The organism is Enterobacter sp. BNK-13, assembly GCF_048685015.1.
Lineage (GTDB): Bacteria > Pseudomonadota > Gammaproteobacteria > Enterobacterales > Enterobacteriaceae > Enterobacter > Enterobacter quasiroggenkampii.
This window is the reverse complement of the sequence record NZ_JBLQTP010000001.1, coordinates 2,439,175-2,465,372: the sequence shown is the minus strand read 5'-3', so window position 1 is coordinate 2,465,372 and position 26,198 is coordinate 2,439,175. Positions and strand designations below refer to the sequence as shown.

At 56.1% G+C, this 26,198-nt stretch carries 28 protein-coding genes, 1 pseudogene and 1 riboswitch; of the genes and pseudogenes, 15 read left to right on the top strand and 14 right to left on the bottom strand.

Going from position 1 to position 26,198, the window contains the following annotated elements; genetic code table 11:
- The first annotated feature begins 257 nt into the window (after positions 1-257).
- The 4 genes and pseudogenes from ACMGGQ_RS11910 to rlmA all read left to right on the top strand — a co-directional run bounded on the left by ACMGGQ_RS11910 (position 258) and on the right by rlmA (position 3,444).
- Positions 258-402, top strand: a pseudogene (locus ACMGGQ_RS11910) (DUF2627 domain-containing protein).
- A gap of 13 nt (positions 403-415) precedes the next feature.
- Entirely contained in the window at positions 416-625 is a 210-nt protein-coding gene (gene cspE, locus ACMGGQ_RS11905) for a transcription antiterminator/RNA stability regulator CspE (protein ID WP_001062678.1), read from the top strand.
- Positions 626-844: 219 nt separating this feature from the next.
- A complete protein-coding gene (ftsI, locus tag ACMGGQ_RS11900) occupies positions 845-2,563 on the top strand; it encodes a peptidoglycan glycosyltransferase FtsI (RefSeq protein WP_045908232.1) in 1,719 nt (572 codons plus the stop codon).
- A gap of 65 nt (positions 2,564-2,628) precedes the next feature.
- Positions 2,629-3,444, top strand: coding sequence for a 23S rRNA (guanine(745)-N(1))-methyltransferase (gene rlmA, locus ACMGGQ_RS11895; protein WP_111966419.1), 816 nt, complete (start codon positions 2,629-2,631; stop codon positions 3,442-3,444).
- Here the strand turns inward: rlmA and mntP are convergent.
- The 5 genes from mntP to manX all read right to left on the bottom strand — a co-directional run bounded on the left by mntP (position 3,441) and on the right by manX (position 7,597).
- The gene (gene mntP, locus ACMGGQ_RS11890; protein ID WP_045908281.1) at positions 3,441-4,007 is read right to left on the bottom strand and encodes a manganese efflux pump MntP; all 567 of its coding nucleotides are present in this window, start codon (positions 4,005-4,007) and stop codon (positions 3,441-3,443) included. The genes rlmA and mntP overlap by 4 nt on opposite strands.
- Positions 4,008-4,017: 10 nt before the next feature.
- Positions 4,018-4,207, bottom strand: a riboswitch (yybP-ykoY riboswitch).
- A gap of 198 nt (positions 4,208-4,405) precedes the next feature.
- Positions 4,406-4,864, bottom strand: a complete 459-nt coding sequence (locus tag ACMGGQ_RS11885; protein ID WP_048029444.1) for a DUF986 family protein — start codon at positions 4,862-4,864, stop codon at positions 4,406-4,408.
- Between the two features lie 55 nt (positions 4,865-4,919).
- The gene (locus ACMGGQ_RS11880) at positions 4,920-5,771 is read right to left on the bottom strand and encodes a PTS mannose transporter subunit IID (protein WP_006810994.1); all 852 of its coding nucleotides are present in this window, start codon (positions 5,769-5,771) and stop codon (positions 4,920-4,922) included.
- 12 nt (positions 5,772-5,783) lie between these two features.
- Positions 5,784-6,584, bottom strand: a complete 801-nt coding sequence (manY, locus tag ACMGGQ_RS11875) for a PTS mannose transporter subunit IIC (protein WP_024909729.1) — start codon at positions 6,582-6,584, stop codon at positions 5,784-5,786.
- Between the two features lie 47 nt (positions 6,585-6,631).
- The gene (gene manX, locus ACMGGQ_RS11870; RefSeq protein ID WP_045908235.1) at positions 6,632-7,597 is read right to left on the bottom strand and encodes a PTS mannose transporter subunit IIAB; all 966 of its coding nucleotides are present in this window, start codon (positions 7,595-7,597) and stop codon (positions 6,632-6,634) included.
- Positions 7,598-7,862: 265 nt separating this feature from the next.
- Here manX and ACMGGQ_RS11865 point away from each other — a divergent pair, with 265 nt between their 5' ends.
- Positions 7,863-8,072, top strand: coding sequence for a protein YoaL (locus ACMGGQ_RS11865; protein ID WP_420290075.1), 210 nt, complete (start codon positions 7,863-7,865; stop codon positions 8,070-8,072).
- Entirely contained in the window at positions 8,060-9,619 is a 1,560-nt protein-coding gene (gene yoaE / locus ACMGGQ_RS11860) for a CNNM family cation transport protein YoaE (RefSeq protein ID WP_008500492.1), read from the top strand. Before ACMGGQ_RS11865 ends, yoaE begins: the two co-directional genes overlap by 13 nt.
- A 6-nt stretch (positions 9,620-9,625) precedes the next feature.
- Here the strand turns inward: yoaE and ACMGGQ_RS11855 are convergent, their stop codons facing one another.
- From ACMGGQ_RS11855 to pabB, 4 genes are all read right to left on the bottom strand, one after another.
- Positions 9,626-11,224: a cyclic diguanylate phosphodiesterase gene (locus ACMGGQ_RS11855; protein WP_048029448.1), complete on the bottom strand. Its 1,599-nt coding sequence runs from the start codon at positions 11,222-11,224 to the stop codon at positions 9,626-9,628.
- A 130-nt stretch (positions 11,225-11,354) separates the two neighbouring features.
- Positions 11,355-12,719, bottom strand: a complete 1,365-nt coding sequence (gene sdaA, locus ACMGGQ_RS11850) for an L-serine ammonia-lyase (RefSeq protein ID WP_008500494.1) — start codon at positions 12,717-12,719, stop codon at positions 11,355-11,357.
- 185 nt (positions 12,720-12,904) lie between these two features.
- Positions 12,905-13,483 carry a CoA pyrophosphatase gene (locus tag ACMGGQ_RS11845; protein ID WP_048029449.1) on the bottom strand — a complete coding sequence of 193 codons (579 nt, stop codon included), beginning with the start codon at positions 13,481-13,483 and terminating at the stop codon, positions 12,905-12,907.
- A 6-nt stretch (positions 13,484-13,489) separates the two neighbouring features.
- Positions 13,490-14,815, bottom strand: a complete 1,326-nt coding sequence (gene pabB, locus ACMGGQ_RS11840; RefSeq protein ID WP_420290567.1) for an aminodeoxychorismate synthase component 1 — start codon at positions 14,813-14,815, stop codon at positions 13,490-13,492.
- A 61-nt stretch (positions 14,816-14,876) separates the two neighbouring features.
- Between pabB and ACMGGQ_RS11835 the strand changes: the two genes are divergently transcribed.
- Complete coding sequence (locus tag ACMGGQ_RS11835) at positions 14,877-15,059, top strand: YoaH family protein (protein WP_008500497.1); 183 nt, start codon at positions 14,877-14,879, stop codon at positions 15,057-15,059.
- 6 nt (positions 15,060-15,065) lie between these two features.
- On the opposite strand, the gene ACMGGQ_RS11830 is transcribed toward ACMGGQ_RS11835, so the two are convergent.
- Positions 15,066-15,410 carry a RidA family protein gene (locus ACMGGQ_RS11830; protein ID WP_008500498.1) on the bottom strand — a complete coding sequence of 115 codons (345 nt, stop codon included), beginning with the start codon at positions 15,408-15,410 and terminating at the stop codon, positions 15,066-15,068.
- Between the two features lie 133 nt (positions 15,411-15,543).
- Here ACMGGQ_RS11830 and ACMGGQ_RS11825 point away from each other — a divergent pair, with 133 nt between their 5' ends.
- The 5 genes from ACMGGQ_RS11825 (at position 15,544) to rnd (ending at position 21,923) form a co-directional block, all read left to right on the top strand.
- Positions 15,544-17,454: an ATP-dependent DNA helicase gene (locus tag ACMGGQ_RS11825; RefSeq protein ID WP_420290074.1), complete on the top strand. Its 1,911-nt coding sequence runs from the start codon at positions 15,544-15,546 to the stop codon at positions 17,452-17,454.
- A 66-nt stretch (positions 17,455-17,520) separates the two neighbouring features.
- Entirely contained in the window at positions 17,521-18,216 is a 696-nt protein-coding gene (gene tsaB / locus ACMGGQ_RS11820; protein ID WP_045908240.1) for a tRNA (adenosine(37)-N6)-threonylcarbamoyltransferase complex dimerization subunit type 1 TsaB, read from the top strand.
- Positions 18,217-18,253: 37 nt separating this feature from the next.
- Positions 18,254-18,835, top strand: a complete 582-nt coding sequence (locus tag ACMGGQ_RS11815) for a Slp family lipoprotein (protein WP_028018678.1) — start codon at positions 18,254-18,256, stop codon at positions 18,833-18,835.
- A 203-nt stretch (positions 18,836-19,038) separates the two neighbouring features.
- Positions 19,039-20,724: a long-chain-fatty-acid--CoA ligase FadD gene (gene fadD, locus ACMGGQ_RS11810; protein WP_074180385.1), complete on the top strand. Its 1,686-nt coding sequence runs from the start codon at positions 19,039-19,041 to the stop codon at positions 20,722-20,724.
- A 71-nt stretch (positions 20,725-20,795) separates the two neighbouring features.
- A complete protein-coding gene (gene rnd, locus ACMGGQ_RS11805; RefSeq protein ID WP_111967062.1) occupies positions 20,796-21,923 on the top strand; it encodes a ribonuclease D in 1,128 nt (375 codons plus the stop codon).
- 71 nt (positions 21,924-21,994) lie between these two features.
- Here rnd and minE read toward each other — a convergent pair whose 3' ends face one another.
- Genes minE through minC form a run of 3 tightly spaced genes read right to left on the bottom strand, consistent with a single transcriptional unit; the run spans position 21,995 to position 23,811 of the window.
- On the bottom strand, positions 21,995-22,264 hold the full coding sequence (gene minE, locus ACMGGQ_RS11800) for a cell division topological specificity factor MinE (protein WP_008500504.1): 270 nt from the start codon (positions 22,262-22,264) through the stop codon (positions 21,995-21,997).
- Positions 22,265-22,267: 3 nt separating this feature from the next.
- Positions 22,268-23,080 carry a septum site-determining protein MinD gene (gene minD, locus ACMGGQ_RS11795; protein ID WP_008500505.1) on the bottom strand — a complete coding sequence of 271 codons (813 nt, stop codon included), beginning with the start codon at positions 23,078-23,080 and terminating at the stop codon, positions 22,268-22,270.
- Positions 23,081-23,103: 23 nt separating this feature from the next.
- Positions 23,104-23,811, bottom strand: a complete 708-nt coding sequence (minC, locus tag ACMGGQ_RS11790) for a septum site-determining protein MinC (protein ID WP_048029452.1) — start codon at positions 23,809-23,811, stop codon at positions 23,104-23,106.
- Between the two features lie 123 nt (positions 23,812-23,934).
- Between minC and ACMGGQ_RS11785 the strand changes: the two genes are divergently transcribed.
- The 3 genes from ACMGGQ_RS11785 (at position 23,935) to ACMGGQ_RS11775 (ending at position 25,451) form a co-directional block, all read left to right on the top strand.
- On the top strand, positions 23,935-24,210 hold the full coding sequence (locus ACMGGQ_RS11785) for a YcgL domain-containing protein (protein ID WP_008500507.1): 276 nt from the start codon (positions 23,935-23,937) through the stop codon (positions 24,208-24,210).
- A gap of 47 nt (positions 24,211-24,257) precedes the next feature.
- Positions 24,258-24,917, top strand: coding sequence for a fumarylacetoacetate hydrolase family protein (locus ACMGGQ_RS11780; RefSeq protein WP_048029453.1), 660 nt, complete (start codon positions 24,258-24,260; stop codon positions 24,915-24,917).
- 93 nt (positions 24,918-25,010) lie between these two features.
- Entirely contained in the window at positions 25,011-25,451 is a 441-nt protein-coding gene (locus ACMGGQ_RS11775) for a YcgN family cysteine cluster protein (protein WP_045908282.1), read from the top strand.
- A 104-nt stretch (positions 25,452-25,555) separates the two neighbouring features.
- Here the strand turns inward: ACMGGQ_RS11775 and dsbB are convergent, their stop codons facing one another.
- Positions 25,556-26,086 carry a disulfide bond formation protein DsbB gene (gene dsbB / locus ACMGGQ_RS11770; RefSeq protein WP_045908244.1) on the bottom strand — a complete coding sequence of 177 codons (531 nt, stop codon included), beginning with the start codon at positions 26,084-26,086 and terminating at the stop codon, positions 25,556-25,558.
- Between the last annotated feature and the right edge of the window lie 112 nt (positions 26,087-26,198).

Sequence of the window (26,198 nt, the reverse complement as noted above, 5' to 3'; positions counted from 1 at the left end):
TTTCTTTTCCTGTTTGCTGGACGGTTCGTAATGATTGAGCTATGTTAAAAAAGTCTTAGATTACAGCGGTTGTGAAAGCAACGCTGGGTCTTTGTTACGCAGCAGGGCTGTCTGTACGTGATGCGCATAATTGTGCAAAACCTGACAGGCACTGTTCGAATTTGTGCGGCGGATCGAGACATGTTTAAAAATGGCTTGCCATATTAAACATAGTGTGTGATAACACGTTTTGGGTCAAACGAGGTACAGTTCTGTTTATGTGTGGCATTTTCAGTAAAGAAGTCCTGAGTAAACACGTTGTCGTTGAATACCGCTTCTCTGCCGAACCTTATATTAGTGCCTCATGCAGTAATGTCTCAGTTTTATCTCAGTTAATGCCTGCGGGCTAAGAAAACACTCTAAGGAATTTTGCAAAATGGCAAAGATTAAAGGTCAAGTTAAGTGGTTCAACGAGTCTAAAGGTTTTGGTTTCATTACTCCTGCTGACGGCAGCAAAGACGTGTTCGTACACTTCTCTGCAATCCAGGGTAACGGCTTCAAAACTCTGGCTGAAGGCCAGAACGTTGAGTTCGAAATTCAGGACGGCCAGAAAGGCCCAGCTGCAGTTAACGTAACTGCTATCTGATCGAACCGCTGCTGACTGAAGTGCCCGGCACTTCACTCTCAGACATAAAGCCTCGCCTGTCGCGGGGCTTTTTTATGTTCCTTATCTTTCAAAATATTACCATCCGCGGTCTTGTTAGTAACTTGTTGCAAAGCTGCGAGGTTAGTAGCACTGTTTCGCCACCTTCTCGCCGTCTTTTCCCGTTAAATCAGGGCGTTGTTTTACAGCCCTGGGGTTCAGGTGAAGAAGACATTGATAACAGCAACTGGAAATTTCACGCCGGCGCGTTTTGCTCTGCTCTGTTTAGCTATTTTTTGTAGTCTGGCTTTTCTGCTGGGCCGCGTTGCCTGGCTGCAAATCATCAAGCCTGACAATCTGGTGAAGCAGGAGGATATGCGATCCCTACGCCAGCTGGCGATTGATGCGCCGCGCGGCATGATAATGGATCGTGAGGGTCGTCCCCTGGCGGTGAGCGTGCCTGTCCAGGCCGTTTGGGCCGATCCTAAAACGGTGCTGGCAAAAGGGGGCGTTGGGCTTGATGAGCGCTGGCAGGCGCTGGCCAGCGCGCTGCATCTCTCCCTCGGCACACTCTCGGCACGCATCAACGCCAACCCACAGGGCCGTTTTATTTACCTTGCCCGTCAGGTCGATCCTGCGCAGGCAAAGTGGATCGACAAACTGAATCTGCCCGGCATCAATTTGCGCGATGAGTCCCGCCGTTTTTATCCTGCTGGCCATGTGGCAGCGAACCTGATTGGCTTCACCAATATTGACGGGCAGGGCATCGAAGGTGTGGAAAAGAGCTTCAACGCGCAACTCACCGGCAAGCCGGGTGTGCGTCAGGTAAGGGAAGATCGCTATGGACGCGTGGTTGAAAACCTGACCGAAATTGCGCCCGCACCGGCGCATAACATCCAGTTAAGTATTGACGAGCGGCTGCAAACCATCACCGAAGATGCGCTCGACAATGCCGTGGCCTGGAACAAGGCCGAGTCGGGGGCGTCGGTGCTCATTAATATCCCAACCGGGGAAATCCTCGCCATGGCGAGCTACCCGGATTTTAACCCCAATAATCGTGAAGGGGCGACGATAAACGATTTCCGCAACCGCGCAATCAGCGATACGTTCGAACCTGGTTCGACCGTCAAGCCGCTGGTGCTGATGACGGCCCTGCAGCAGGGGCTGGTCCAGCCGGACAGCGTGATTGACACCCACCCGTATACCCTTGACGGACATCGCATTCGCGACGTGGGCTTTTACCCTGAGCTGACGATGACCGGGATCCTGCAAAAATCGAGCGACACCGGCGTTTCCCGACTTTCGCTGGCGATGCCTGTCCAGCATCTCATCGATACCTATCGAAACTTTGGTTTTGGCACCAATACGGGGCTTGGCTTAACGGGGGAAAGCTCGGGGCTGTTGCCACAGCGTAAATACTGGAGCCAGCTCGATCGCGCGACTTTTGCCTTCGGCTACGGGCTGATGGTTACGCCGCTCCAGCTGGCCCACGTCTACGCCACGATTGGTGGGTACGGGCTTGAGCGTCCGCTCTCGATCACCCGCATCGATCCCCCCGTTATCGGGCATCGCGTCATGCCGGAAGAGATTGCCCATGAAGTGGAGCACATGATGGAGAGCGTTGCGCTGCCGGGTGGCGGAGGCGTTAAGGCTGCCGTGCGTGATTACCGGGTGGCGGTGAAAACCGGTACGGCGAAGAAAATTGATGATAGCGGGAAGTATGTCGATAAATACGTCGCCTACACGGCGGGGGTTGCCCCTGCCAGCAATCCGCGTTTTGCCCTGGTGGTGGTGATTAACGATCCGCAAAACGGGGCTTACTACGGCGGGGCCGTCTCTGCCCCTGTCTTCAGTGAGATTATGGGTAACGTGCTGCGTCTGGAGAATATCAAACCTGACGGGTTACCGGCGGGATCCGATCACCTTATCGTCATGCGCTAACCGGGCGTTTATAACAGGGGCGAATAGCGGTACACTTCGCCCTTTGATTATGCTCCGGAGTTGCCATGTCCTTCAGCTGTCCCCTTTGCCACGCCCCCCTGACGCACTCTGATAAACGGTATACCTGCCCGCAGGGGCATCAGTTTGACCGGGCAAAAGAAGGCTACGTGAATCTTCTGCCGGTACAGCATAAGCGTTCCCGCGATCCTGGCGACAGTGCTGAGATGATGCGGGCTCGCCGCGCGTTTCTCGATGCCGGACACTATCTGCCGCTGCGGGAGGCCGTCACGCAGATGCTCAATGATATTCTGCCTGCTTCAGCCACCGCCATGCTCGATATCGGCTGTGGGGAAGGATACTACACCGCACGGTTTGCCGAGGTTGCTCGTGAGAAGGGCGCGCAGACATTCGGTCTGGACGTGTCGAAAGTGGCCATACGCGCGGCGGCAAAGCGTTATACCGACGTGACGTTCTGCGTGGCCTCCAGCCACCGGCTGCCGTTTGACGATGCCAGCATGGACGCGGTTATCCGTATCTACGCGCCGTGTAAGGCAGAGGAGCTGGCGCGCGTGGTGAAGCCGGGTGGATCGGTGGTCACCGTGACCCCAGGCCCGCGTCATCTGATGGAGCTGAAAGGGCTGATCTACGACGAAGTGCGTCTGCATGCCCCGCATTCAGAGCAGCTGGGCGGTTTTACCCTGAAGCAGGCGGAATCAGTGGCGTACGAAATGACGCTGAAAGGGGAAGAGGCCGTCGCGTTATTGCAGATGACGCCGTTCGCGTGGCGGGCAAAACCGGAGGTGTGGGAAACGCTGGCGGCACATTCAACATTTCGCTGCCAGACGGACTTCAGCATCCACATCTGGCAGCGCGAAGATTAACCGGCGAAGTGTGCCCAGAGGATCTGGGCGCCAATGCCAATCAGCACAATCCCCCCGAGGATCTCGGCGCGTTTACCCAGCAGCGGGCCGATAAACCGTCCGACCATCATGCCCAGCGTGGACATAATCAGGGTTGCACAGCCAATAGCCAGCGCGGTGGCGATAATATTGACCTGCAGAAATGCCAGACCCACACCAACGGCCATCGCATCAAGGCTGGTGGCAATTGCGGTGGTGACCAGCAGCCAGAAGCCGTGGCGATGCTGCGGCTCCTCGTGTTCATCATCACCGCCGCGGAAACCTTCAATGACCATTCGGCCTCCGAGGAACACCAGCAGGACGAAGGCAATCCAGTGGTTCCACTCCAGCACGAACTGGCTGGCGAGCATGCCAAGTCCCCAGCCGATAAGCGGGGTCAGCGTTTCGATAGCGCCAAAAATCAGGCCGGTACGCAGGGCTTCTGAGAATTTAGGTTTGTGTAGCGTGGCACCTTTTCCGATGGAAGCAGCGAATGCGTCCATGGACATGCCAAAAGCGAGAAGGATCGTAGCGGAGATATTCATAACAGCGTCCAGACCGGGGATATCCATATGACACATCACTGCCCCCAGTAAACAGCAGTTGATGTATCTATGGTCTCGCCTGATCGCAATGCACATAAGATGTGCGGTAAGCGATCCGTACGTGCCACGTTTTTCAACGAGTATGTTGACACGTACATTTCCTGTGAACAGGAAATCGGCTACTCCCCAACGACGGGCGCAACCTTAACATATTTTGAGAATATAAAACAACAATGAAAAGGCATTATTTAAAACGTTTGTTGATAACGATTTTCATTTGTCTTTAATCGTGAAAATATCGTTAACAAATAGCGTTCAAATTAGCGGTGAGGATATAGCTTCGGCTATATTTCTTGCGCAAAATAAACACAGGATATAGCCGTTGCTATATATCTAACTCATTGAGTTTTAACGAGTAACTTGTATATCTTTTCCAGGTCATCAATATTCTTCACCCGAATAAGCAGGCGGCGTTGTTCTAATTGCATCACCAGCACGCCGTCTTCGGATAAATTCATCTCTTTAATACGGTTATATTCTATCCATACATTGGCGAAGAAGAATCCGTGGGATTTAAAAATGATTTTTGGCGTGCGGATCCAGAACAGATAAATCGCCATTAATGCCAGCGCACATAATAACCATGTGGTTAATAATGCACCATGGCTGGTGACGTTATTGTAAATAAGAATGGCGATGAGACCCACGAAGATAAAGGCATCCACGCGCCCGCGTCGTAGCAGGGGAAGGGAGAGCAGCGTCTCGCCGTGACGGCGGGGCATAATGAACTCGTCATAGATCGCGTAAGCCAGAAGGGCAACAACAAATAAAACCAGTACGATGTCCGTGACAGTCATTCATCCTCCAGATAAAAAAAACCGGGGGCAAGCCCCCGGCCTATAGCATTGATACTTACAGACCCAGCAGGCCGACGGCGTAGCCCGCAATACCGATGACGAAGAAGCCAACGATGATCCACAGCGGGTTCACTTTCTTACGCAGCAGCCACATACAGGCGAAGGTCAACAGCAGCGGGACCAGGCCCGGCATCAGCTGATCCAGAATCGTCTGCACGGTGGTGACGCGGGTCTGACCATCCTGTCCAGTGATGGTCGATACCACCAGTGGGATGTTCACGTGCGTCCACTTGTTTACCAGCGCGCCCATGACAAACAGGCCGAGGATTGACGCCCCCTCAGTCAGTTTCTGCAGGAAGCCGCCGCCCATGTCCTTAACGATGTCCACCCCTTTACGGTAGCCGTAGGCCACGCCGTAGTAACGGGTCAGCAGACGCACGGCGTTGAACAGGATGAAGAACAGCAGCGGGCCAAGCAGGCTGCCGCTCATCGCGATACCGGCACCCAGTGCCGCGAAGACCGGACGCACGGTACCCCAGAAGATAGGGTCACCGACACCGGCCAGCGGACCCATCAGACCGACTTTGATACCGTTGATGGCACCATCGTCAATCTCTGCGCCGTTTGCACGCTGCTCTTCCATCGCCAGCGTTACGCCCAGTACGGGGGCCGCAACGTAAGGATGGGTGTTAAAGAATTCCAGGTGACGCTTGATGGCCTGACGGCGTGCTTCGTTGTTTTCCGGGTACAGGCGTTTGATCGCCGGTACCATGGAGAAGCAGAAACCCAGCGCCTGCATACGTTCGAAGTTCCATGAACCCTGAAACAGGTTAGAACGGATGAACACGCCACGAATATCACCCGGAGTGAGTTTTTTCTCGGTGGTAGTTTTTGTCATATCAACCATTTCGCTCACCTGTTAGTCCAGTTCGTTATCGAGATCGTTGTTACCAGCAGCCTGCGCTGGGGCACCCGCGACGCGGTTATATTTCGGGCTGAGCTGGATGTAGAGAATCGCCATCACCGCACCGATCACACCCAGTGCAACCAGGTTGAAGTTGGTGAAGGCCGCGGTCACGAAGCCGAGGTAGAAGAACGGCATCAGGTAGCCTGCGCGCATCATGTTGATGACCATCGCATAACCAACGACCACGATCATACCGCCCGCGATGTTCAGGCCGCCGGTGACCACTTCAGGAATGGCGTTCAGCATGCTCTGGACTTCACTGGTACCCACAGAGATCGCGACGATAACCGCCGGGATTGCGATACGCATCGCCTGCAGGAACAGGGATGAAACGTGGATCCATGACAGGGCCGTGAGGTTGCCGTTGTCGGCCGCCTTATCCGCCGCGTGCTGGAAGGCAACGGTGATAGTACGAACGATGATGGTCAGAACCTGGCCTGCGGCTGCCAGCGGGATTGCCAGGGCGATACCTGCACCAATACTCTGGTGACCGGCAATAACCAGAACGGTAGAAATGATAGAGGCCAGCGCGGCATCGGGCGCAACCGCCGCACCGATGTTCATCCAGCCCAGGGCGATCATTTCCAGGGTACCACCGATGATGATACCGGTTTTCATGTCACCCAGAACGGCCCCAATCAGCGTACAGGCCACCAGAGGACGGTGGAACTGAAATTCATCAAGTACGGATTCCATACCCGCAATACATGCGACCACGAACACCAGCACAATCTGAAGAGTGGTAATCTCCATTGTACTTCTCCTATTACATAAGCATTATGTGAAAAACCGGCGCGGGCTTATTTCCCAACTTTGCCGATCAAATCCATCATTTTCAGTTTCTGGTCCGTGGAAACCTTACGGGCTTCCAGCTCAATACCGCGTGCATTCAGCTTGTTGAATGCTTCGATATCTTTCGCATCGACTGAAATGGCGTTGTTGACCTGCGTTTTGCCCTGACGGAATGCCATACCACCAATGTTAACGGAGGTGATTTTCACGCCGCCTTCAACAATGCGCTCAACGTCTGTCGGGTTAGTGAACAGGAGCATCACGCGTTCGCCCGCATATTTCGGGTTGTTGTATACGCGAATCATCTTGGCGACATCCACAACGTGCGCGGTAACGCCAGGAGGAGCAACCTGAGTCAGAAGGGTTTTACGTACGGTATCAGCGGCCACTTCGTCGCTGACCACGATAATGCGTCGAACGTTGGTCTCTTTGGTCCAGCGCGTGGCTACCTGACCGTGGATTAAGCGGTCATCAATACGCGCAAGGCCGATCACCATGTAATCATTCGGGCCCATCGGTTTTGCCGGTGCCGCCGCTTTCGGTGCCGCTGCAGGCGCAGGGGCAGGTTTTTCAACCGGCTGTGCCTTCAGGGCCTTAACCCCTTCGCGGCCGGTTTCAACGGCCAGTGCAACCAGCTCATCGAAGGACGGATTGTCGTCGCGTGCCATAAGGGTTTCCACCAGCATGGGAATATTTACCCCGGCGACAACTTCATAGTGCTCTTTATCGACGACAATGCGGCTGGCAGCATTGAACGGGCTGCCGCCCCATGTATCAACGAGAAACAGCACGCCTTTGCTGGTATCCAGCTTCTCGAGCTGAGCGTTGTACTTCTCTATCAGCGTCTCGGCGTTTTCACCGGGAACGAAATCGATCCAGCCGACGTTTTCCTGCTCGCCCAACAGCATCTCTGCCGTTTTGAGTAGCTGCTCAGCAGCCCAACCATGTGTGCCTATGACAATAGCAATGGTCACTTGCTACCTCCTTTTATTATCATTAATACGCCTGCCAGGCAGTCGTACTGAGAATCGTATTGGCGAACCGAATCGATTCAGATAAGGGTTAGAGTTCAAAAAACTAAGACTTCCGCGAATTATTTTAGATAGTGAAAAAATAATTTATGTGATGAAGATCCGTAATTTAGCCACGCGTTACAGAATTATCTGTAGCGTAAAGCCGCTGTGTTACAGAACTTTGCAAAGGAACGTAAATCTTTGCTAAAAACACAGTCTCTCTGATATGTTTAGCATCCGTTTAATTGTTCAGGAGTATAGGGCTCCAGCCCACTATATGGACCGTCACCGACGTCAGTCATCTTCCAGGCCATTTCGCGCCTTTTTCACCGGCGATCCTCGCCACGTATCGTCTCTGTCTGCCTCTGTTTTGCCCACATTGAGTGGGGCACCGTTTCGTCATTCCTTTAGCAGGAGCTTGTCATGGAATTCTTAATGGACCCGTCAATCTGGGTGGGATTGCTCACGCTGGTCGTGCTGGAGATCGTTCTCGGCATTGATAACCTGGTGTTTATCGCCATCCTTGCGGATAAGTTGCCGCCAAAACAGCGTGATAAAGCGCGTCTGATTGGACTCTCGCTGGCGCTGGTCATGCGACTGGGGCTGCTCTCCGTCATCTCGTGGATGGTCACGCTGACCAAACCGCTGTTCTCCGTCATGGATTACACCTTCTCCGGCCGTGATTTGATCATGCTGATCGGGGGGATATTCCTGCTCTTCAAAGCGACGACAGAACTTCATGAGCGGCTGGAAAACCGTCAGCACGATGATGGGCACGGTAAAGGCTATGCCAGTTTCTGGGTGGTGGTGCTGCAGATCGTGGTGCTGGATGCGGTCTTCTCGCTGGATGCGGTGATCACGGCGGTCGGCATGGTGAACCATCTGCCGGTCATGATGGCAGCGGTGGTTATTGCGATGGCGGTCATGCTGCTGGCGTCGAAACCGCTGACGCGTTTCGTGAACCAGCATCCAACGGTGGTGGTACTGTGTCTGAGCTTCCTGCTGATGATTGGTCTGAGCCTGGTGGCGGAAGGCTTTGGCTTCCATATTCCGAAAGGCTACCTGTACGCCGCGATTGGCTTCTCGATCCTGATCGAGCTGTTCAACCAGATTGCGCGCCGTAACTTTATCAAGCAGCAGTCAAATCAGCCGCTGCGCGCCAGGACCGCGGATGCCATTCTGCGCCTGATGGGCGGTCGTCGTCAGGTGAACGTGCAGTCTGATTCCGAAAACCACAACCCGGTTCCGGTCCCGGAAGGGGCGTTTGTGGAACAGGAACGCTACATGATTAACGGCGTGCTCTCTCTGGCCTCCCGTTCGCTGCGCGGCATCATGACGCCGCGCGGGGAGATCAGCTGGGTCGATGCTAACCTGAGCGTTGATGAAATTCGCCAGCAGCTGCTCTCTTCACCGCACAGCCTGTTCCCGGTATGTCGTGGTGAACTGGATGAGATCATCGGCGTGGTGCGGGCGAAAGAGATGCTGGTCGCCCTGGAAGAGGGCGTTAACGTCGAAGCCGTTGCTGCTGCATCGCCTGCGATTGTGGTGCCGGAAACGCTGGATCCGATCAACCTGCTCGGGGTGCTGCGCCGCGCTCGCGGTAGCTTTGTTATTGTCACCAACGAGTTTGGCGTGGTGCAGGGGCTGGTGACACCGCTGGACGTGCTGGAAGCGATCGCCGGTGAATTCCCGGATGAAGACGAAACGCCGGAAATTGTTGCCGATGGCGAAGGCTGGCTGGTTAAAGGTACCACCGACCTGCACGCGCTCTCGCACACGCTGGGGCTGGAAAACGTGGTCAACGATGAAGAAGACATCGCGACCGTTGCCGGTCTGGTTATCGCCGTAAATGGCCAGATCCCGCGTGTTGGCGATGTGATCGAGCTGCCGCCGCTGCACATTACCATTGTCGAAGCCAACGACTATCGCGTTGATATGGTTCGTATTGTTAAAGAACAATCTGCCCACGACGAAGATGAGTAAGTCTGCTTAACGCAGTGGCATTAAGGGTACGATGTGCCCGTTATGACGCGCTGGCGGGGGAGCACTTCCCGCCAGCCAGTCTGGAAAGTCCCGTAGCGGCATCGGCCGCGCATAGAAAAAGCCCTGCAGGACTGGAACGCCATGACGGCGTAAATAGCGCGCCTGCTCTTCCGTTTCGACCCCTTCCGCAACCAGCTCGATATTCAGCCGCTGGCCCAGCGCAATGATCATGTCCGTCACCGTTGAATTCACGGCATCCGTACCAATGGCGGTGGTAAAGGACTGGTCAATTTTCAGAACGTCCGGATGCAGCTTCTCAAGCCAGGAGAGGGAGCTGTTCCCGGTGCCAAAATCGTCGATAGCGAGCTTCACGCCTTTGCGATGCAGTTCGCGCACGATGCGATAATCCGCGTCCAGCAGCGCATCCCGTTCCGTGAGTTCAATCACCAGCTGCTGTCGCGGATTGGCGCTGAACCAGAGACGGTTCAGGTCCTGTACCAGTACAGCGTGACGGAAATGGCTGGCGGCAACGTTAATGCCGATGTGGAAACCGGCGCTGGACGGGAAGTAGCCTATCTGGCGCACCGTTTCGGCGATGACATAGCGGGTCAGGGGGACAATCTGGTTATGTTCTTCTGCCAGAGGGATAAACACCTCCGGGGTGATCCAACCCTGACGGGGGTTATTCCAGCGCAGCAGGATCTCAACGCCCGTGCACGCCTGGGTGCGGGCATTCACCAGCGGCTGGCAGAAAAGCTCAAATTCCCGCGCCGCAATGCCCATATCGATCTCCCACGTAAAGCTCATCCGGTTTGCCGTCGCCAGCCAGGCGAGATAGCCCAGCAGCAGGCTGAGCATCAGCCCCAGCGGCAGCTGGGCGGGCAGGCTTTTTAAGGCTAACTCACCGGGGCCAGGTCCGCTGACCGTAATGGTGAAAGGATTTCGGGTAGATGACTGCTGGAAAAGGGCGCTCTCCTCATCAAACGTCAGGCTGTCGGTGACGCGTTGACCGTAGCGTAAAAAACGATCGCCGACTGTCAGCACCACGTCATTGATGAGCGGACGCTGGGGCTCGAGGATCATTCTGGCGATCAGGTCGATATTAATAATCTCGACGACGCCTTCTTCACCGTCCTGGGAGACGGGATACCACTGGATCAAAATAGGGCTGCCCTTAAGCAGCCACTGGTCGGTCGATAAAATCAGCTTCGCCGTGCTGGCGGGGAGTTCCTGAAGGAAGTCACGAACAGGCTCGCTGCGGCTGCCGAAAATACTCGAACAATACAGGATACCGTCTTTAATCAGGGCGATAGAACGTACCGTCTGCAAAATGGCGGCCTGCTGTCGCAGCGCCAGCTGCACCTGCGGGCAGGGCTGTCCCACCAGCGGCTGCAGCACGTTGCGGTGGTTTTCCAGCGAAAGCAGAACGTTATCAAGGGCGCGAACGGTATGGCTGGTAAAATCGAGGATCCGCTGTTGGTTAACGTTGCGCTGGGAAATAAAGCGAATGCCCAGCGTCAGGATGAGCGTGAGGAGCGCAACCGTCACACAGACGATAACGCGTTTTCGGCGATAGTTTTTAATGATCGTTTGTGCAGTTTGCATGAACGGTCGCCTGATAAGCCACCAGCCACAAAAGCCGGACGCAACAGTGAAAGTGTAGTGGGGAAAGCAGAAGGAGACGAGGAAGAAGAGGGAAATTCGCCCATCCGTTGCAGATGGGCGAAAGGCAGTATTAGTCGCACTGCACCTTAATGGCCAGGCCACCACGGGACGTCTCGCGGTATTTCGCGTTCATGTCTTTGCCCGTTTCGTACATGGTTTCAATCACCTTATCCAGCGATACGCGAGGTTCGCTGGTACGGCGCATCGCCATACGTGAGGCGTTGATGGCTTTCACCGAGGCAATCGCGTTACGCTCAATGCACGGCACCTGCACCTGGCCCGCGACCGGATCGCAGGTCAGACCGAGGTTATGTTCCATACCGATTTCAGCCGCCACGCAGACCTGCTCAGGGCTTGCACCCAACAGCTCTGCCAGACCTGCCGCCGCCATGGAGCAGGCCACGCCGACTTCACCCTGGCAGCCCACTTCCGCACCGGAAATGGAGGCATTCATCTTGTACAGCGCGCCGATGGCACCTGCTGCCAGGAAATAACGGATATAGATGTCCGGCGTCACGGGCTCAATAAAGTGGTCGTAATACGCCAGCACCGCAGGAACAATACCGCACGCGCCGTTGGTTGGCGCCGTCACGACGCGGCCACCGGCGGCGTTCTCTTCGTTAACCGCAAGTGCAAACATATTCACCCAGTCGACCACGTTCATCGGGTCGTTGGAGAATTTGTCCGTGGTCACCAGCATACGACGCAGAGCAGAGGCACGACGCGGCACGCGCAGCGGACCCGGCAGAACCCCTTCGGTGTTCATCCCGCGATCGATACAGGCGCGCATGGTTTGCCAGACGTTGGCAAAATAGTCTTCAATCTCTTGTTTGCTGTGCAGGGCCAGTTCGTTCTGCATCACCATGCCGGACAGGGAAAGACCGGTCTGTTTGCAGTAACCCAGCATCTCGGTCGCCGATTTGAACGGGTACGGTACGCTGACGTCGCCGACGCTGTCTTTACCAAAATGCTCTTCATCCACGATGAAACCACCGCCGATGGAGTAGTACGTTTTGCTGTAGATCTCTTTTTCACCGCTATAAGCGTGAATGGTCATGCCGTTTTCATGCAGCGGCAGGTTGTCGCTGCGAAAACGCATGCCGTCATCCTGCGGGAAATCGACTTCCTGCTGGCCGTTTGCCAGCAGCAGGCGGCCGCGTGTTTCCACGTCGCGGATGAATGCCGGGATGGCATCAATATCAACGGTATCCGGCATATTGCCTGCCAGACCCATAATAATGGCGATATCGGTGTGGTGGCCTTTACCCGTTAATGACAGCGAGCCGTAAACATCCACGGCGACACGGGTAACGCTTTCCAGTAATCCTTTTTCGACCAGATCATCGACGAACTGTTTACCGGCCTTCATCGGGCCAACAGTATGGGAAGACGAAGGGCCAATTCCCACTTTGAACATGTCGAATATACTAATCACTTTCACACTCCTGACAGGGTTACCGGGGTTCCAGTAACGATGTTATAACTGCGCATAGTGTAAGAGGGAACACCGACCTCGGCTTAACTATTCACATGAATTAAACTAATGGTTAACGATGGGTTTTGCTAATAGCGCGACGCAGATCGCAAACCTGGCAGAAGAGGGCGGAATGTAAAGTATAGTCAAGGCTTCAGGCCGATTTGCAACGCCAGCTCACGAATAATGCCCGCCGTCATGCCCCAGACAAAATAATGCTGATACCAGGACAACCAGACCCGATGGTCATGCCCACGACGCTGAATATCCAGCGGGTGATAACGACTCAGTCGGAGGGCTTCTTCCAGCGGCATTTCAAACACCGCGGAGACTTCATCGACGCTGGCGTGATACTGCAGGCCCGGCGGGATAATGCCGACTACCGGCGTGACCTGAAAACCGGTGACGCTGTCGACGGGCGGCAGCACGCCGATGACCTCAACGGCCTCCGGCGGAATGGCAACCTCTTCCTGCGCTTCGCGCAGCGCGGCGGCAATCAGCGAGGCGTCGGAACTGTCTACCGCGCCCCCCGGAAAAGCGACCTGACCCGCGTGCTTGCGTAAATGGGCGGAACGCTGGGTGAGCAGCAGGCCCGGCTGCGCGCGACGCACGACCGGGATCAGCACGGCCGCCTGACGTTGATTCAGCGCTTCGCGGTTGACCTGCGGTCGTAATAGCTGAAAGCGAGATAAAAAGTCATCCAGCGTCAGATTCTCTTTTTCCACCCGTGTTTACTCCAGTTGTTTCAGGATACGGTTAACTTTATCAAAGGTTTCCTGATATTCCGCATCGACCTGGCTGTCGGCAACAATGCCGCCCCCGGCCGAACAGTAAAGGTTTCCGTTGCAGGCGGTCAGCGTACGGATGGTAATGCTGGTATCCAGCGTGCCGCACAGGCTGATATAGCCGATGCTACCGCACCAGGCATTACGGCGGTGGGGCTCCAGCTCATCAATGATCTCCATTGCCCGCACCTTCGGCGCGCCGGTGATGGAGCCGCCCGGGAACGCGGCGCGCAGCAGGTCGCAGGCCGTGCGCGAGTCAGGCAGCCGCGCGGTAATGGTGCTGACCAGATGATGCACCGCCGGGAAAGGCTCAACGACAAACAGTTCCGGCACGCGGACGCTGCCCGGCACGGCCACCCGGCCAATGTCGTTACGCATCAGATCGACAATCATCAGGTTTTCGGCGCGGTCTTTTGGCGAGGCGGCCAGTTTTTCCGCCTGCTGGCGATCGGCATCAGGATCGGCAAGGCGTGGAAGCGTGCCCTTAATCGGGCGGGTTTGGATCGTGCCCTCGGCCAGATGAATAAAGCGCTCGGGCGAGAGGCTGAGGATCGCCCCCTGTTCCAGACGCACAAAGGCGCTGAACGGCGCCTTATTGCTGGCATTAAGGCGGGTAAACGCCTGCCACTCATCTCCCCGATAGGTCGCCTCGAAGCGCTGGGCGAGGTTAACCTGATAGCAGTCGCCGCTTTGCAGATACGCCTGAACGCGCGCGAATTTTTCGGCATATTCCGCGGCGCTCATGTTCGAGCGCCAGCCGGAGGTCAGCGTGAACGTCTCTGCGGGTGCAGCCTGTTGCGCCTCAAGCCAGGCCAGACGCGCCTGCACGTCACGATGGCTCAGCAGGGAAACCGTTTTTTTCTGGTGATCGACAATTAACGCCCAGTCATACAGCCCCACGGCCATGTCGGGCAGGGGAATATCAGCCTGCGCATGCTCGGGCAGCGTTTCGAAACGGCGACCCAAATCGTAGCCAAACAGGCCCAGCGCGCCCCCCTGAAAAGGAAGGTCCGGGTTGGGTGTGGCAGATAAGCCCAGCGCGTTAATGTCGTGCTGAAGCTGCACCAGGGGATCGTCCGTCAGCGACAGGTCATCGGTTGTCAGCGTCTTCAGCGGATCGGCGACCAGAATATCAAAGCGGCTATAGGGATGGTCCGCATGACCGGAGTGCAGCAGCATCGCAAACGGAAGATGGCTCAGGCGGGAAAACCAGTATTCAGCGGCGTCTGTCCGCCAGGGCAGGGTAATAACAGTGGGGAAGCGCATGTTCATGTGTGGCATACTACCGGGCAGCGTGAAATAATTAGCGCGAATAATTTAGCAGGAGTTGACGATGTTTGCAGGTTTACCTTCTCTGAGCCATGAACAGCAGCAGAAAGCGGTTGAGCGAATTCAGGAACTGATGTCCCAGGGGATGAGCAGCGGACAGGCGATTTCCCAGGTGGCGGAAGAACTGCGCGCCACACATACCGGCGAGCGGATCGTGGCGCGTTTCGAGGATGAAGATGAAGAGTGATCGGGCTTAAACCGCCGCGATAATCTTAATCTCTACCTTGTATTCCGGCTTCATCAGCGTGGCCTGTACGGTGCAACGTACAGGCGCGTGACCCGCCACCACCCACGCGTCCCAGGCTTTGTTCATTGCCGCGAAGTCATCTTTGTTTGCCAGGAAAATCGTCGCATCCAGAATCCGTGATTTGTCGCTGCCCTGTTTTTCCAGCACCGCGTCAATCTGCGCCAGGGTATTGGCCGTCTGCTCGAACGCATCCGCGTCCAGGTTAGCCGGGACGCCGGTGTAGTAGAGCGTCTGGTTATGGATCACCACATCAGACCAGCGGGCTTCGGCATCAATGCGCACAATTGTCATAAACGTTTCCTCGTTATTTTTCGTCGTCAGGCGGCAAGACTGCCATATTGTTCATCCGTCGTCACTATTTGGGGTGGCACATGAGTGGATGGGCTGACATAATCCCTGTGCAAAAATACAGTGAGAGAGCACCGTGGCAGACGATTTTTCCCCTGAAGGTCAATTAGCGCAGGCTATCCCCGGCTTCAAACCCCGAGAGCCTCAGCGACAGATGGCGCACGCCGTTGCACGCGCCATCGATAAGGCTCAGCCGCTGGTGGTCGAAGCCGGTACCGGCACGGGTAAAACCTATGCTTACCTTGCGCCGGCGCTGCGGGCGAAAAAGAAGGTGATTATTTCCACCGGTTCGAAGGCGCTGCAGGATCAGCTCTACAGCCGCGATTTGCCCACCGTGGCAAAGGCGCTGAAATATAAAGGCCGTCTGGCCCTGCTGAAGGGGCGCTCCAACTATCTCTGTCTGGAACGCCTTGAGCAGCAGGCGCTGGCGGGCGGCGACCTGCCGGTGCAAACCCTGAGCGACGTCATTATCCTTCGCGCCTGGGCGAACCAGACCGAAGAGGGCGATATCAGCACCTGCGCGAGCGTGCCGGAAGACTCTCCCGCCTGGCCGCTGGTGACCAGCACCAACGACAACTGCCTCGGCAGCGACTGCCCGCTGTATAAAGACTGCTTCGTGGTGAAAGCGCGCAAAACGGCGATGGATGCGGATGTGGTGGTGGTGAACCACCATCTGTTCCTTGCGGATATGGTGGTTAAGGACAGCGGCTTTGGTGAGCTGATCCCGGAAGCGGACGTGATGATCTTCGACGAAGCCCACCAGCTGCCGGACATCGCCAGCCAGTACTTTGGTCAGTCGCTCTCCAGCCGTCAGCTGCAGGATCTGGCGAAAGATTTCACCATTGCTTACCGGACCGAACTCAAAGATACCCAGCAGCTGCAGAAGTGCGCCGACCGTCTGGCGCAGAGCGCGCAGGATTTCCGTTTACAGCTCGGCGAGCCGGGCTATCGTGGTAACCTGCGCGAGCTGCTGGCGGACAAAAACATCCAGCGCGCGCTGCTGCTGCTCGATGATGCGCTTGAGCTCTGCTACGACGTGGCAAAACTGTCACTCGGCCGCTCCGCGCTGCTGGATGCGGCCTTCGAGCGCGCCACGCTTTATCGCGGGCGGCTCAAACGACTGAAAGAGATTAACCAGCCGGGTTACAGCTACTGGTACGAGTGCACCTCGCGCCACTTTACCCTGGCGCTGACGCCGCTGACGGTGGCGGATAAATTTAAAGAGGTGATGGCGCAGAAGCCGGGCAGCTGGATCTTTACGTCGGCAACCCTGTCGGTGAATGACGATCTGCACCACTTCACCGAGCGCCTCGGCATTGAGCAGGCGGAATCGCTGCTTCTGCCCAGCCCGTTCGATTACGAAAAGCAGGCGCTGCTCTGCGTGCCGCGCAATTTGCCGCTTCCCAACCAGCCGGGTGCGGCCCGTCTGCTGGCGGCGATGCTGAAGCCAATGATCGAGGCCAATAACGGCCGCTGCTTTATGCTCTGCACCTCCCACGCCATGATGCGCGACCTCGCCGAGCAGTTTCGCGCTACGATGACGTTGCCGGTGCTGTTGCAGGGCGAAACCAGCAAAGGCCAGCTTCTGCAGCAGTTCGTGAGTGCCGGTAATGCCCTGCTGGTCGCAACCAGCAGCTTCTGGGAAGGGGTGGACGTGCGCGGCGACACGCTTTCGCTGGTGATCATTGATAAGCTGCCGTTTACCTCCCCGGACGATCCGCTGCTGAAGGCGCGGATGGAAGACTGTCGCCTGCGCGGCGGCGATCCGTTTGACGAGGTTCAGCTGCCGGATGCGGTCATTACGCTTAAGCAAGGGGTAGGGCGCTTAATCCGTGACGTCACCGACCGCGGCGTGCTGGTCATCTGCGATAACCGGCTGGTGATGCGTCCTTACGGTGCGACTTTCCTTGCAAGCCTGCCGCCCGCGTCGCGGACGCGGGACATAAAACGCGCGGTGCGTTTCCTGGCAAACCCAACGGCGGAGTAATTTACCCCGGAGTGTGCTAAGATGCGCGCCATTTTGTGACTGACCCTTGCGAGAGCGCGACGACCGATGCGAATTCTGGCTATTGATACCGCGACAGAGGCTTGCTCTGTTGCTCTGTTGAACGACGGTGCTGTTTCTGCCCATTTCGAAGAGTGCCCACGGGAACACACCCAACGCATTCTGCCCCTGGTAAAAGCCATTTTAACCCAGGGAAACACCTCCTTAACCGACCTCGACGCGCTGGCCTTTGGCCGCGGCCCCGGCAGCTTTACGGGCGTACGTATCGGGATTGGCATTGCGCAGGGGCTGGCGCTGGGCGCCGAACTGCCGATGATCGGTGTCTCTACCCTCGCCACCATGGCGCAGGGCGCATGGCGCACGACCGGGGCAACGCGCGTCCTGGCAGCGATTGATGCCCGCATGGGCGAAGTCTACTGGGCCGAATACACCCGTGACGAGCAGGGCGTGTGGCACGGTGAAGAGACGGAGGCCGTGCTTAAGCCAGAAGCGGTGACAGAACGACTGAAGCAGCTGTCCGGCGAGTGGGCGACCGTCGGCACGGGCTGGCCAGCGTGGCCTGAGATGGCGAACGACACCGGGTTGACGCTGGTGGACGGCAACATGCTTTTGCCGGCTGCGGAAGATATGCTTCCGATTGCCAGCCAGTTGCTCGCAGCAGGCAAAACCGTGGCTGTTGAACAGGCGGAACCGGTTTATTTGCGAAACACCGTCGCGTGGAAGAAACTTCCGGGCCGCGAGTGAATCTCAGTAACAGGAACTGAGAAAAAGGAGTCGCATCATGGCGGTTCAGACTAAAGTAGTACGCCTTATTATGGCAGGCGCGGTTGCCATAGCACTGAGCGGATGCGTTTCCGTTCCTGATGCGATTAAGGGCAGCAGCCCGACGCCACAGCAGGATCTGGTTCGGGTGATGAATGCGCCTGAGCTGTACGTGGGCCAGGAAGCGCGCTTTGGCGGTAAGGTGATTGACGTACAAAACCAGCAGGGGAAAACCCGCCTGGAGATCGCCACCGTTCCGCTGGACAGCGGCGCGCGGCCTGTACTGGGCGAGGCCTCCCGGGGACGTATCTATGCGGACGTCAGCGGGTTCCTCGATCCGGTCGATTTTCGCGGACAGCTGGTGACCGTCGTCGGGCCGATTACCGGCGCCGTACAGGGCAAAATCGGCAACACGCCGTATAAATTTATGACCATGCAGGTCAACGGATACAAGCGCTGGCGGCTGGCCCAGCAGGTGATCATGCCGCCGCAGCCGATCGATCCGTGGATGTGGGGTCCGCATCCTTATCGCTATGGCTACCCGGGCTGGGGCTGGTATAACCCGGGACCTGCACAGGTACAGACGATCGTTACTGAGTAACTTACTGTTATTGTTAGAAAAGAGACAGCGGCTCAGCCGCTGTCTCTGTTTTTTTACGGATAAAACGAAAAAAAAGAGTGACGCGCTTCGCAACCTTAAATCTGAACAATTAATAAACTGGTACGCTGAGTTAATATAATGTTAACAAACTGTTTATTATCGGGGTTGTGATGACGACGAACACTCATTTCAGAGGTGATGCATTGAAGAAGGTTTGGCTTAACCGTTATCCCGCAGATGTTCCTGCTGAGATCAATCCTGACCGTTATCAATCCCTGGTGGAATTATTTGAACACTCGGTAAGGCGCTACGCGGATCAGCCCGCATTTGTGAATATGGGCGAGGTGATGACGTTCCGTAAGCTGGAGGAGCGCAGCCGGGCGTTTGCGGCGTATCTGCAGGAAGGGCTGGGGCTGCAAAAAGGGGATCGCGTCGCGCTGATGATGCCGAACCTGCTGCAATACCCGGTGGCGCTGTTCGGTATCCTGCGTGCCGGGATGATCGTCGTCAACGTCAACCCGCTGTATACCCCGCGCGAGCTGGAGCATCAGCTGAACGACAGCGGCGCGGTTGCGATTGTCATTGTGTCCAACTTTGCCCATACGCTGGAAAAAGTGGTCGACAAAACCCAGGTGAAACACGTCATCCTGACGCGCATGGGGGACCAGCTCTCTACCGCCAAAGGCACGCTGGTTAACTTTGTCGTCAAATACGTCAAACGTCTGGTGCCAAAATACCATCTGCCGGACGCTATCTCCTTCCGCCGCGCGCTGCATGCGGGCTATCGGATGCAGTACGTCAAGCCGGAAGTGGTCTCAGAAGATCTCGCCTTCCTGCAGTATACCGGTGGTACCACCGGCGTGGCGAAAGGCGCAATGCTGACCCACCGCAACATGCTGGCGAACCTTGAGCAGGTCAACGCAACCTACGGGCCGCTGCTGCATCCCGGCAAAGAGCTGGTCATCACGGCGCTGCCGCTGTACCACATTTTCGCACTGACCATGAACTGTCTGCTGTTTATTGAGCTGGGCGGTCAAAACGTGCTGATTACCAACCCGCGTGATATCCCGGGGCTGGTGAAAGAGCTGGCAAAATACCCGTTCACCGCCATGACCGGGGTAAATACCCTTTTCAACGCGCTGCTTAATAACAAAGAGTTCCAGCAGCTGGACTTCTCCACGCTGCACCTCTCTGCGGGCGGCGGTATGCCGGTTCAGCAGGCGGTGGCCGAGCGCTGGGTGAAGCTCACCGGCCAGTATCTGCTGGAGGGCTATGGCCTGACGGAATGCGCGCCGCTGGTCAGCGTTAACCCGCATGACATCGACTACCACAGCGGAAGCATTGGTCTGCCCGTTCCTTCCACTGAAGCGAAACTGGTCGATGATAACGATAATGAAGTTGCGCCGGGTGAGCCGGGTGAGCTGTGCGTCAAAGGTCCACAGGTGATGCTGGGCTACTGGCAGCGTCCCGACGCGACTGACGAAATCATCAAAGACGGCTGGCTGCATACCGGTGACATCGCGGTGATGGATGACGAGGGCTTCCTGCGCATTGTCGATCGCAAGAAAGATATGATCCTGGTCTCCGGCTTCAACGTCTATCCGAATGAGATCGAAGACGTGGTCATGCAGCACAGCGGCGTACTCGAAGTGGCCGCAGTCGGCGTGCCTTCCGGCAGCAGCGGTGAAGCGGTGAAGATATTTGTGGTCAAGAAAGATCCTTCTCTCACCGAGGAAGCGCTGGTAACGTTTTGTCGTCGTCAGCTGACGGGCTATAAAGTGCCGAAGCTGGTGGAATTCCGCGACGAGCTCCCGAAATCCAACGTCGGGAAGATATTACGACGAGAATTACGTGACGAAGCCCGTGCCAAAGTAGACAATAAGGCCTGAGCTACACGTTAATCGCCCAGACGCCGGTTAAGCCGGCGTTTTTTATGGGCGCAAACAAAAGAGAATCCGATTTGAATTACCAGATGATCACGACCAACGACGAGCTGGCTTCGCTGTGCGAAGTGACGCGCGACTTTCCTGCCATTGCCCTGGATACCGAGTTTGTCCGTACCCGGACGTACTATCCGCAGCTGGGGTTGATTCAGATGTACGACGGTAAAAACGTGTCGCTGATCGACCCTCTCGGCATTACCGACTGGACGCCGATGCGCGACCTGCTGCTCGATACCGCCGTCACGAAATACCTGCATGCAGGCAGTGAAGATCTGGAAGTCTTTCTGAATACCTTTGGCATCATGCCTCAGCCGCTGATTGATACGCAGATCCTCGCGGCGTTCAGCGGTCGCCCGCTCTCATGGGGCTTTGCCGCCATGGTGGAGGAGTATACGGGCCTGACCCTGGATAAAAGCGAATCCCGTACCGACTGGCTGGCGCGTCCGCTTACCGCCCGCCAGCTGGAGTATGCGGCGGCTGACGTGTTTTACCTGCTGCCGATCGCCGGACAGCTGATGAAAGAGGCGGAAGCCTCCGGATGGCTCCCGGCTGCGCTGGATGAGTGCCGTATGACCCAGCAGCGTCGTCAGGAAGTGGTGGATCCGAAAGAGGCCTGGCGCGACATCAGCAACGCCTGGCAGCTGCGCACGCGTCAGCTGGCATGCCTGCAGCTGCTGGCAGACTGGCGCTTGCGTAAAGCGCGCGAGCGCGATCTGGCCGTTAACTTTGTCGTCCGCGAAGAGCATCTCTGGGCGGTGGCGCGCTATATGCCGGGCAGCCTTGGCGAGCTGGACAGCATTGGGCTTTCGGGCAGTGAGATCCGTTTCCACGGCAAAACCCTGCTGGCGCTGGTCGCAAAAGCGCAAGAATTACCCGACGACGCGCTGCCGGAACCGCTGCTGAACCTGATGGACATGCCGGGCTATCGCAAAGCGTTTAAAGATATCAAAGCGCTGGTGCAGACTGTGGCAACGGAAAGCAAGCTGAGCGCGGAACTGCTTGCCTCACGCCGTCAGATTAACCAGCTACTGAACTGGCACTGGAAGCTGAAGCCGCAGAATGGCGTACCGGAAATGATGGCGGGATGGCGCGGGGAATTGATGGCCGATCGCCTGAATACGTTGCTGGAAGGTTATCCGCGATAAAAATATGCCGGGGGATAACCCGGCATATTCCCCCGGTGGCGCTGCGCTTACCGGGGCTACGAAATCCTAAACTACGGACGCGACTCTTCCGCTTCCGGGAGCGTCACGTTCAGCTCCAGAATCGAAATATCCCCGTCTTTTTGTTCCAGCTGCACCGTCACCATCTCCGGGTCAATCTGCACGTACTTACAGATCACTTCCAGGATGTCCTTACGCAGCTGCGGCAGGTAGTGAGGCTCGGCGTCGCTACGACGACGCTCCGCAACGATAATTTGCAGACGTTCTTTTGCGATGTTGGCGGTGTTCTTTTTCCGCGAGAGAAAAAAGTCCAGTAATGCCATAACTTATCCTCCGAACAGGCGTTTGAGGAAACCTTTCTTCTCTTCTTCAATGAAGCGGAAAGGACGTTCTTCTCCCAGCAGACGGTCAACGGTATCGGCGTAAGCTTTACCTGCATCTGCCATTGTATCCAGGATCACTGGCTCGCCCTGGTTAGAGGCGCGTAACACGGACTGATCTTCCGGGATAACGCCCACCAGCTTAATGCGCAGGATCTCCAGCACGTCTTCCATGCTCAGCATGTCACCTTTATTCACGCGGCCCGGGTTGTAGCGGGTGAGCAGCAGGTGTTCTTTAATCGGGTCTTCGCCATTTTCCGCACGACGGGATTTAGAGGCGAGGATCCCGAGAATACGGTCTGAGTCACGCACGGATGAAACTTCAGGGTTGGTGGTGATGATCGCTTCATCAGCGAAGTAGAGCGCCATCAAGGCACCGGTTTCGATGCCGGCAGGGGAGTCACAGACGATGAAGTCGAACTCCATTTTTTTCAGCTCGTCGAGCACCTTTTCTACCCCTTCACGGGTCAGGGCGTCTTTGTCACGCGTCTGAGAGGCCGGGAGAATGTAGAGGTTCTCGGTGCGCTTGTCTTTAATCAGCGCCTGGTTCAGCGTGGCATCGCCCTGAATGACGTTCACGAAGTCATACACGACGCGACGCTCACATCCCATGATGAGGTCGAGGTTACGCAGGCCGATATCGAAGTCGATAACGACGGTTTTCTTTCCCTTCTGGGCCAAACCAGTAGCGATGGCCGCGCTGGAGGTGGTCTTGCCAACGCCTCCTTTACCCGAAGTAACAACAATAATGCGTGCCATAGAAATTCCTTGTTAAAAAGGGATCAATTCAACGGTTGAACGGTCAACGCGTCGTCTGCCAGAAGCAGGCGAGCCGCTTTGCCATAAAATTCGGCTGGGATCTTGTCGCTCAGCCAATATTCACCTGCGATGGACACCAGTTCCGCCGTCAGGTGAGTACAAAATATTTGCGCGTCCCGATCGCCACTTGCACCCGCGAGCGCACGTCCACGCATCATACCGTATACGTGAATATTGCCATCTGCAATCAGCTCAGCGCCAGCGCTGACGTGGCTTGTAACAATCAGATCACAGTTTGGTGCATAAATGCGCTGACCGGAACGAACCGGCACATCAATCATTCGCGTTTTTGTGATGGTTGTAACGTTTTGCGCCGCAGGAGGGGGCGTTTCGACGGCAACGGGTGTCGCACGGGGGGCTTTTTCTTTGCCTTCATTCAGAAGCGGCAGCCCCGCACGGTCGATTTCCGCTTTCAGTTCAGTATCTTTGCAGCCGCTGATGCCGACAATACGCAGTCCGGTAGAGGAGACGGCCTGCTGGAGAAGTTTCCAGTTAACCGGCGCCTCAAGACCGCTGACGTTGATCACAACAGGGGCGTGCTTCAGAAAGGCGGGAGCCTGGGCGATTTTGTCTTCTAACGCCTGACGAATAACCTCGGGTTTTGCATCATGCAAATGTACCACTGATAAGGTGAAGCTACTGCCTTTAAGCTCGATGGGCGTGTTTGACATCCTGGCCTTACTCAATTTGCTATTAACCGCAACCACTCGCTGCGATATTCCGAAGAGTATCAGGCATGTTATAGTCAGGAGTATATTGAGGCAAGCAACCACCCATTAATTCAGAGTAAAAACATGTTTTGTGTGATCTACAGAAGTACAACCCGTGACCAGACCTATCTTTATGTCGAAAAGAAAGACGATTTTTCACGCGTGCCTGAAGAATTAATGAAGAGCTTTGGCCGACCGCAGATGGCGATGCTGCTGCCGCTTGATGGTCGCAAGAAACTGGTGAATGCCGATCTGGAGAAAGTGAAAACGGCATTAGCCGAGCAGGGCTATTATTTACAGCTACCGCCGCCACCGGAGAATTTATTAAAACAGCATCTTGAGGCGAACGGAAAAAAATAGTCTCAACTGTTTTTGAGCACAACACATCAACCGTTTAGGGGTCGACCATGTATCAACATCATAACTGGCAAGGTGCATTACTGGATTATCCCGTCAGCAAAGTGGTTTGCGTGGGCAGCAACTATGCAAAACATATTCAGGAGATGGGCAGTACGACGCCAGAAGAGCCGGTTCTGTTTATTAAGCCTGAAACGGCGCTTTGCGATATCCGCCAGCCGCTGGCCCTGCCGCAGGGGCTCGGCTCGGTGCATCACGAGGTTGAACTCGCCGTACTGATTGGCGCGACGCTGCGTCAGGCTTCCGAAGAGCATGTTCAGAAAGCGATTGCCGGATACGGCGTGGCGCTGGATCTGACGCTACGCGACGTGCAGGGCAAAATGAAGAAAGCCGGACAGCCGTGGGAAAAAGCCAAAGGGTTTGATAATTCCTGCCCGATTTCGGCGTTTGTGCCGGTGAGCGAATTTACCGGCGATCCGCAGGATACCCCGCTCAGCCTGAAGGTTAACGGTGAAATCCGCCAGCAGGGCACCACGGCAGACATGATCCATAAGATTGTGCCGCTGATCGCCTACATGAGCCGCTTCTTTACCCTGAAACCGGGTGATGTGATCCTGACCGGCACGCCGGAAGGCGTTGGTCCGCTCGTGAGCGGTGATGAACTGGAGGTCGGTTTTAACGGCCTGTCGCTGAAAACCCGCGTGCTGTAACTTCCTCTTGCCGCCTGAAAAGGGCGGCAAAACTTGCAACGACGTGCCAGACTCGTTATAAGGTGCGCTTTCTTTTGACGTGTGGACATCCTGATGAACGACATCCCTTTCTGGCAAAGCAAAACTCTCGACGACATGACGGACGCGGAATGGGAATCCTTATGCGACGGCTGCGGTCAGTGCTGCCTGCACAAGCTGATGGATGAAGACACGGATGAAATCTACTTCACCAACGTGGCCTGTAAGCAGCTCAACATTAAGACCTGCCAGTGCCGCAACTATGAGCGCCGCTTTGAGTTTGAGCCGGACTGCATCAAGTTAACCCGGGATAATCTGCCCACCTTCGAATGGCTGCCGCATACCTGCGCGTATCGCCTGCTGGCGGAAGGGAAAGATCTGCCGGCCTGGCATCCGCTGCTGACCGGTTCAAAAGCGGCGATGCACGGCGAGCGTATCTCCGTGCGCCATATTGCGGTGAAAGAGTCCGAGGTGCGTGACTGGGAAGACCACATCATGAACCACCCGACCCGCTGAGATTAAAAAACCCGCCTCGGCGGGTTTTTTATTATGTCGGATGGCGCTGCGCTTACCCGCCCACAAAACCGTAGGCCCGCGCAAGCGAAGCGCCGCCGGGCGAATTAGCGCCCAAATAGATCGCGTTTCTTCGGTTTGAACGGCTGGGCAATCAGCACCAGCAGCGCCACGACGAAGTAGGCGGCAAAAATGCCCACCAGCCACTGCGGCATCTCGAGGGTCAGGAATTCCCACTGGCGAACGGAACAGTCACCGGATGCAACAAACACCTGAGGCAGCCATTTATCCAGCGGCAGCCAGCTCGGGAAGCGGGCGGCGAAATCACAGGTCATAAACGGTGACGGATGCAGCTGCATCATGGTGTGCTGCCAGGAGAGTTCAATGCCTTTCCAGGCGCTGTACAGCCAGATCGCGATAGCGGCGTAGCGAAGCGGCGATTTCGGCGCAATTGCGCCCACCAGGCCCGCACCCATAATGCCGAACAGGGCGCAGCGTTCGTAAATACAGAGTACGCAAGGTTTCAGTCCCATCACGTGCTGGAACCATAGCGCCACCATTTCCAGCGCAAAGGCGGTCAGGGCCATTAACAACCACGCTCCGCGACCGCGGGAGCACTGGTTTAAAAATCTCAACATAATCATTTCCCTGGAACATGCTTAGAAATCGCAGTGTAAACGAATTCGTTTTTCGCGCCACCTGTACCTGGCGAAATAAAACGTAATTGGATGTTTATCGTGCGAAAAGGCA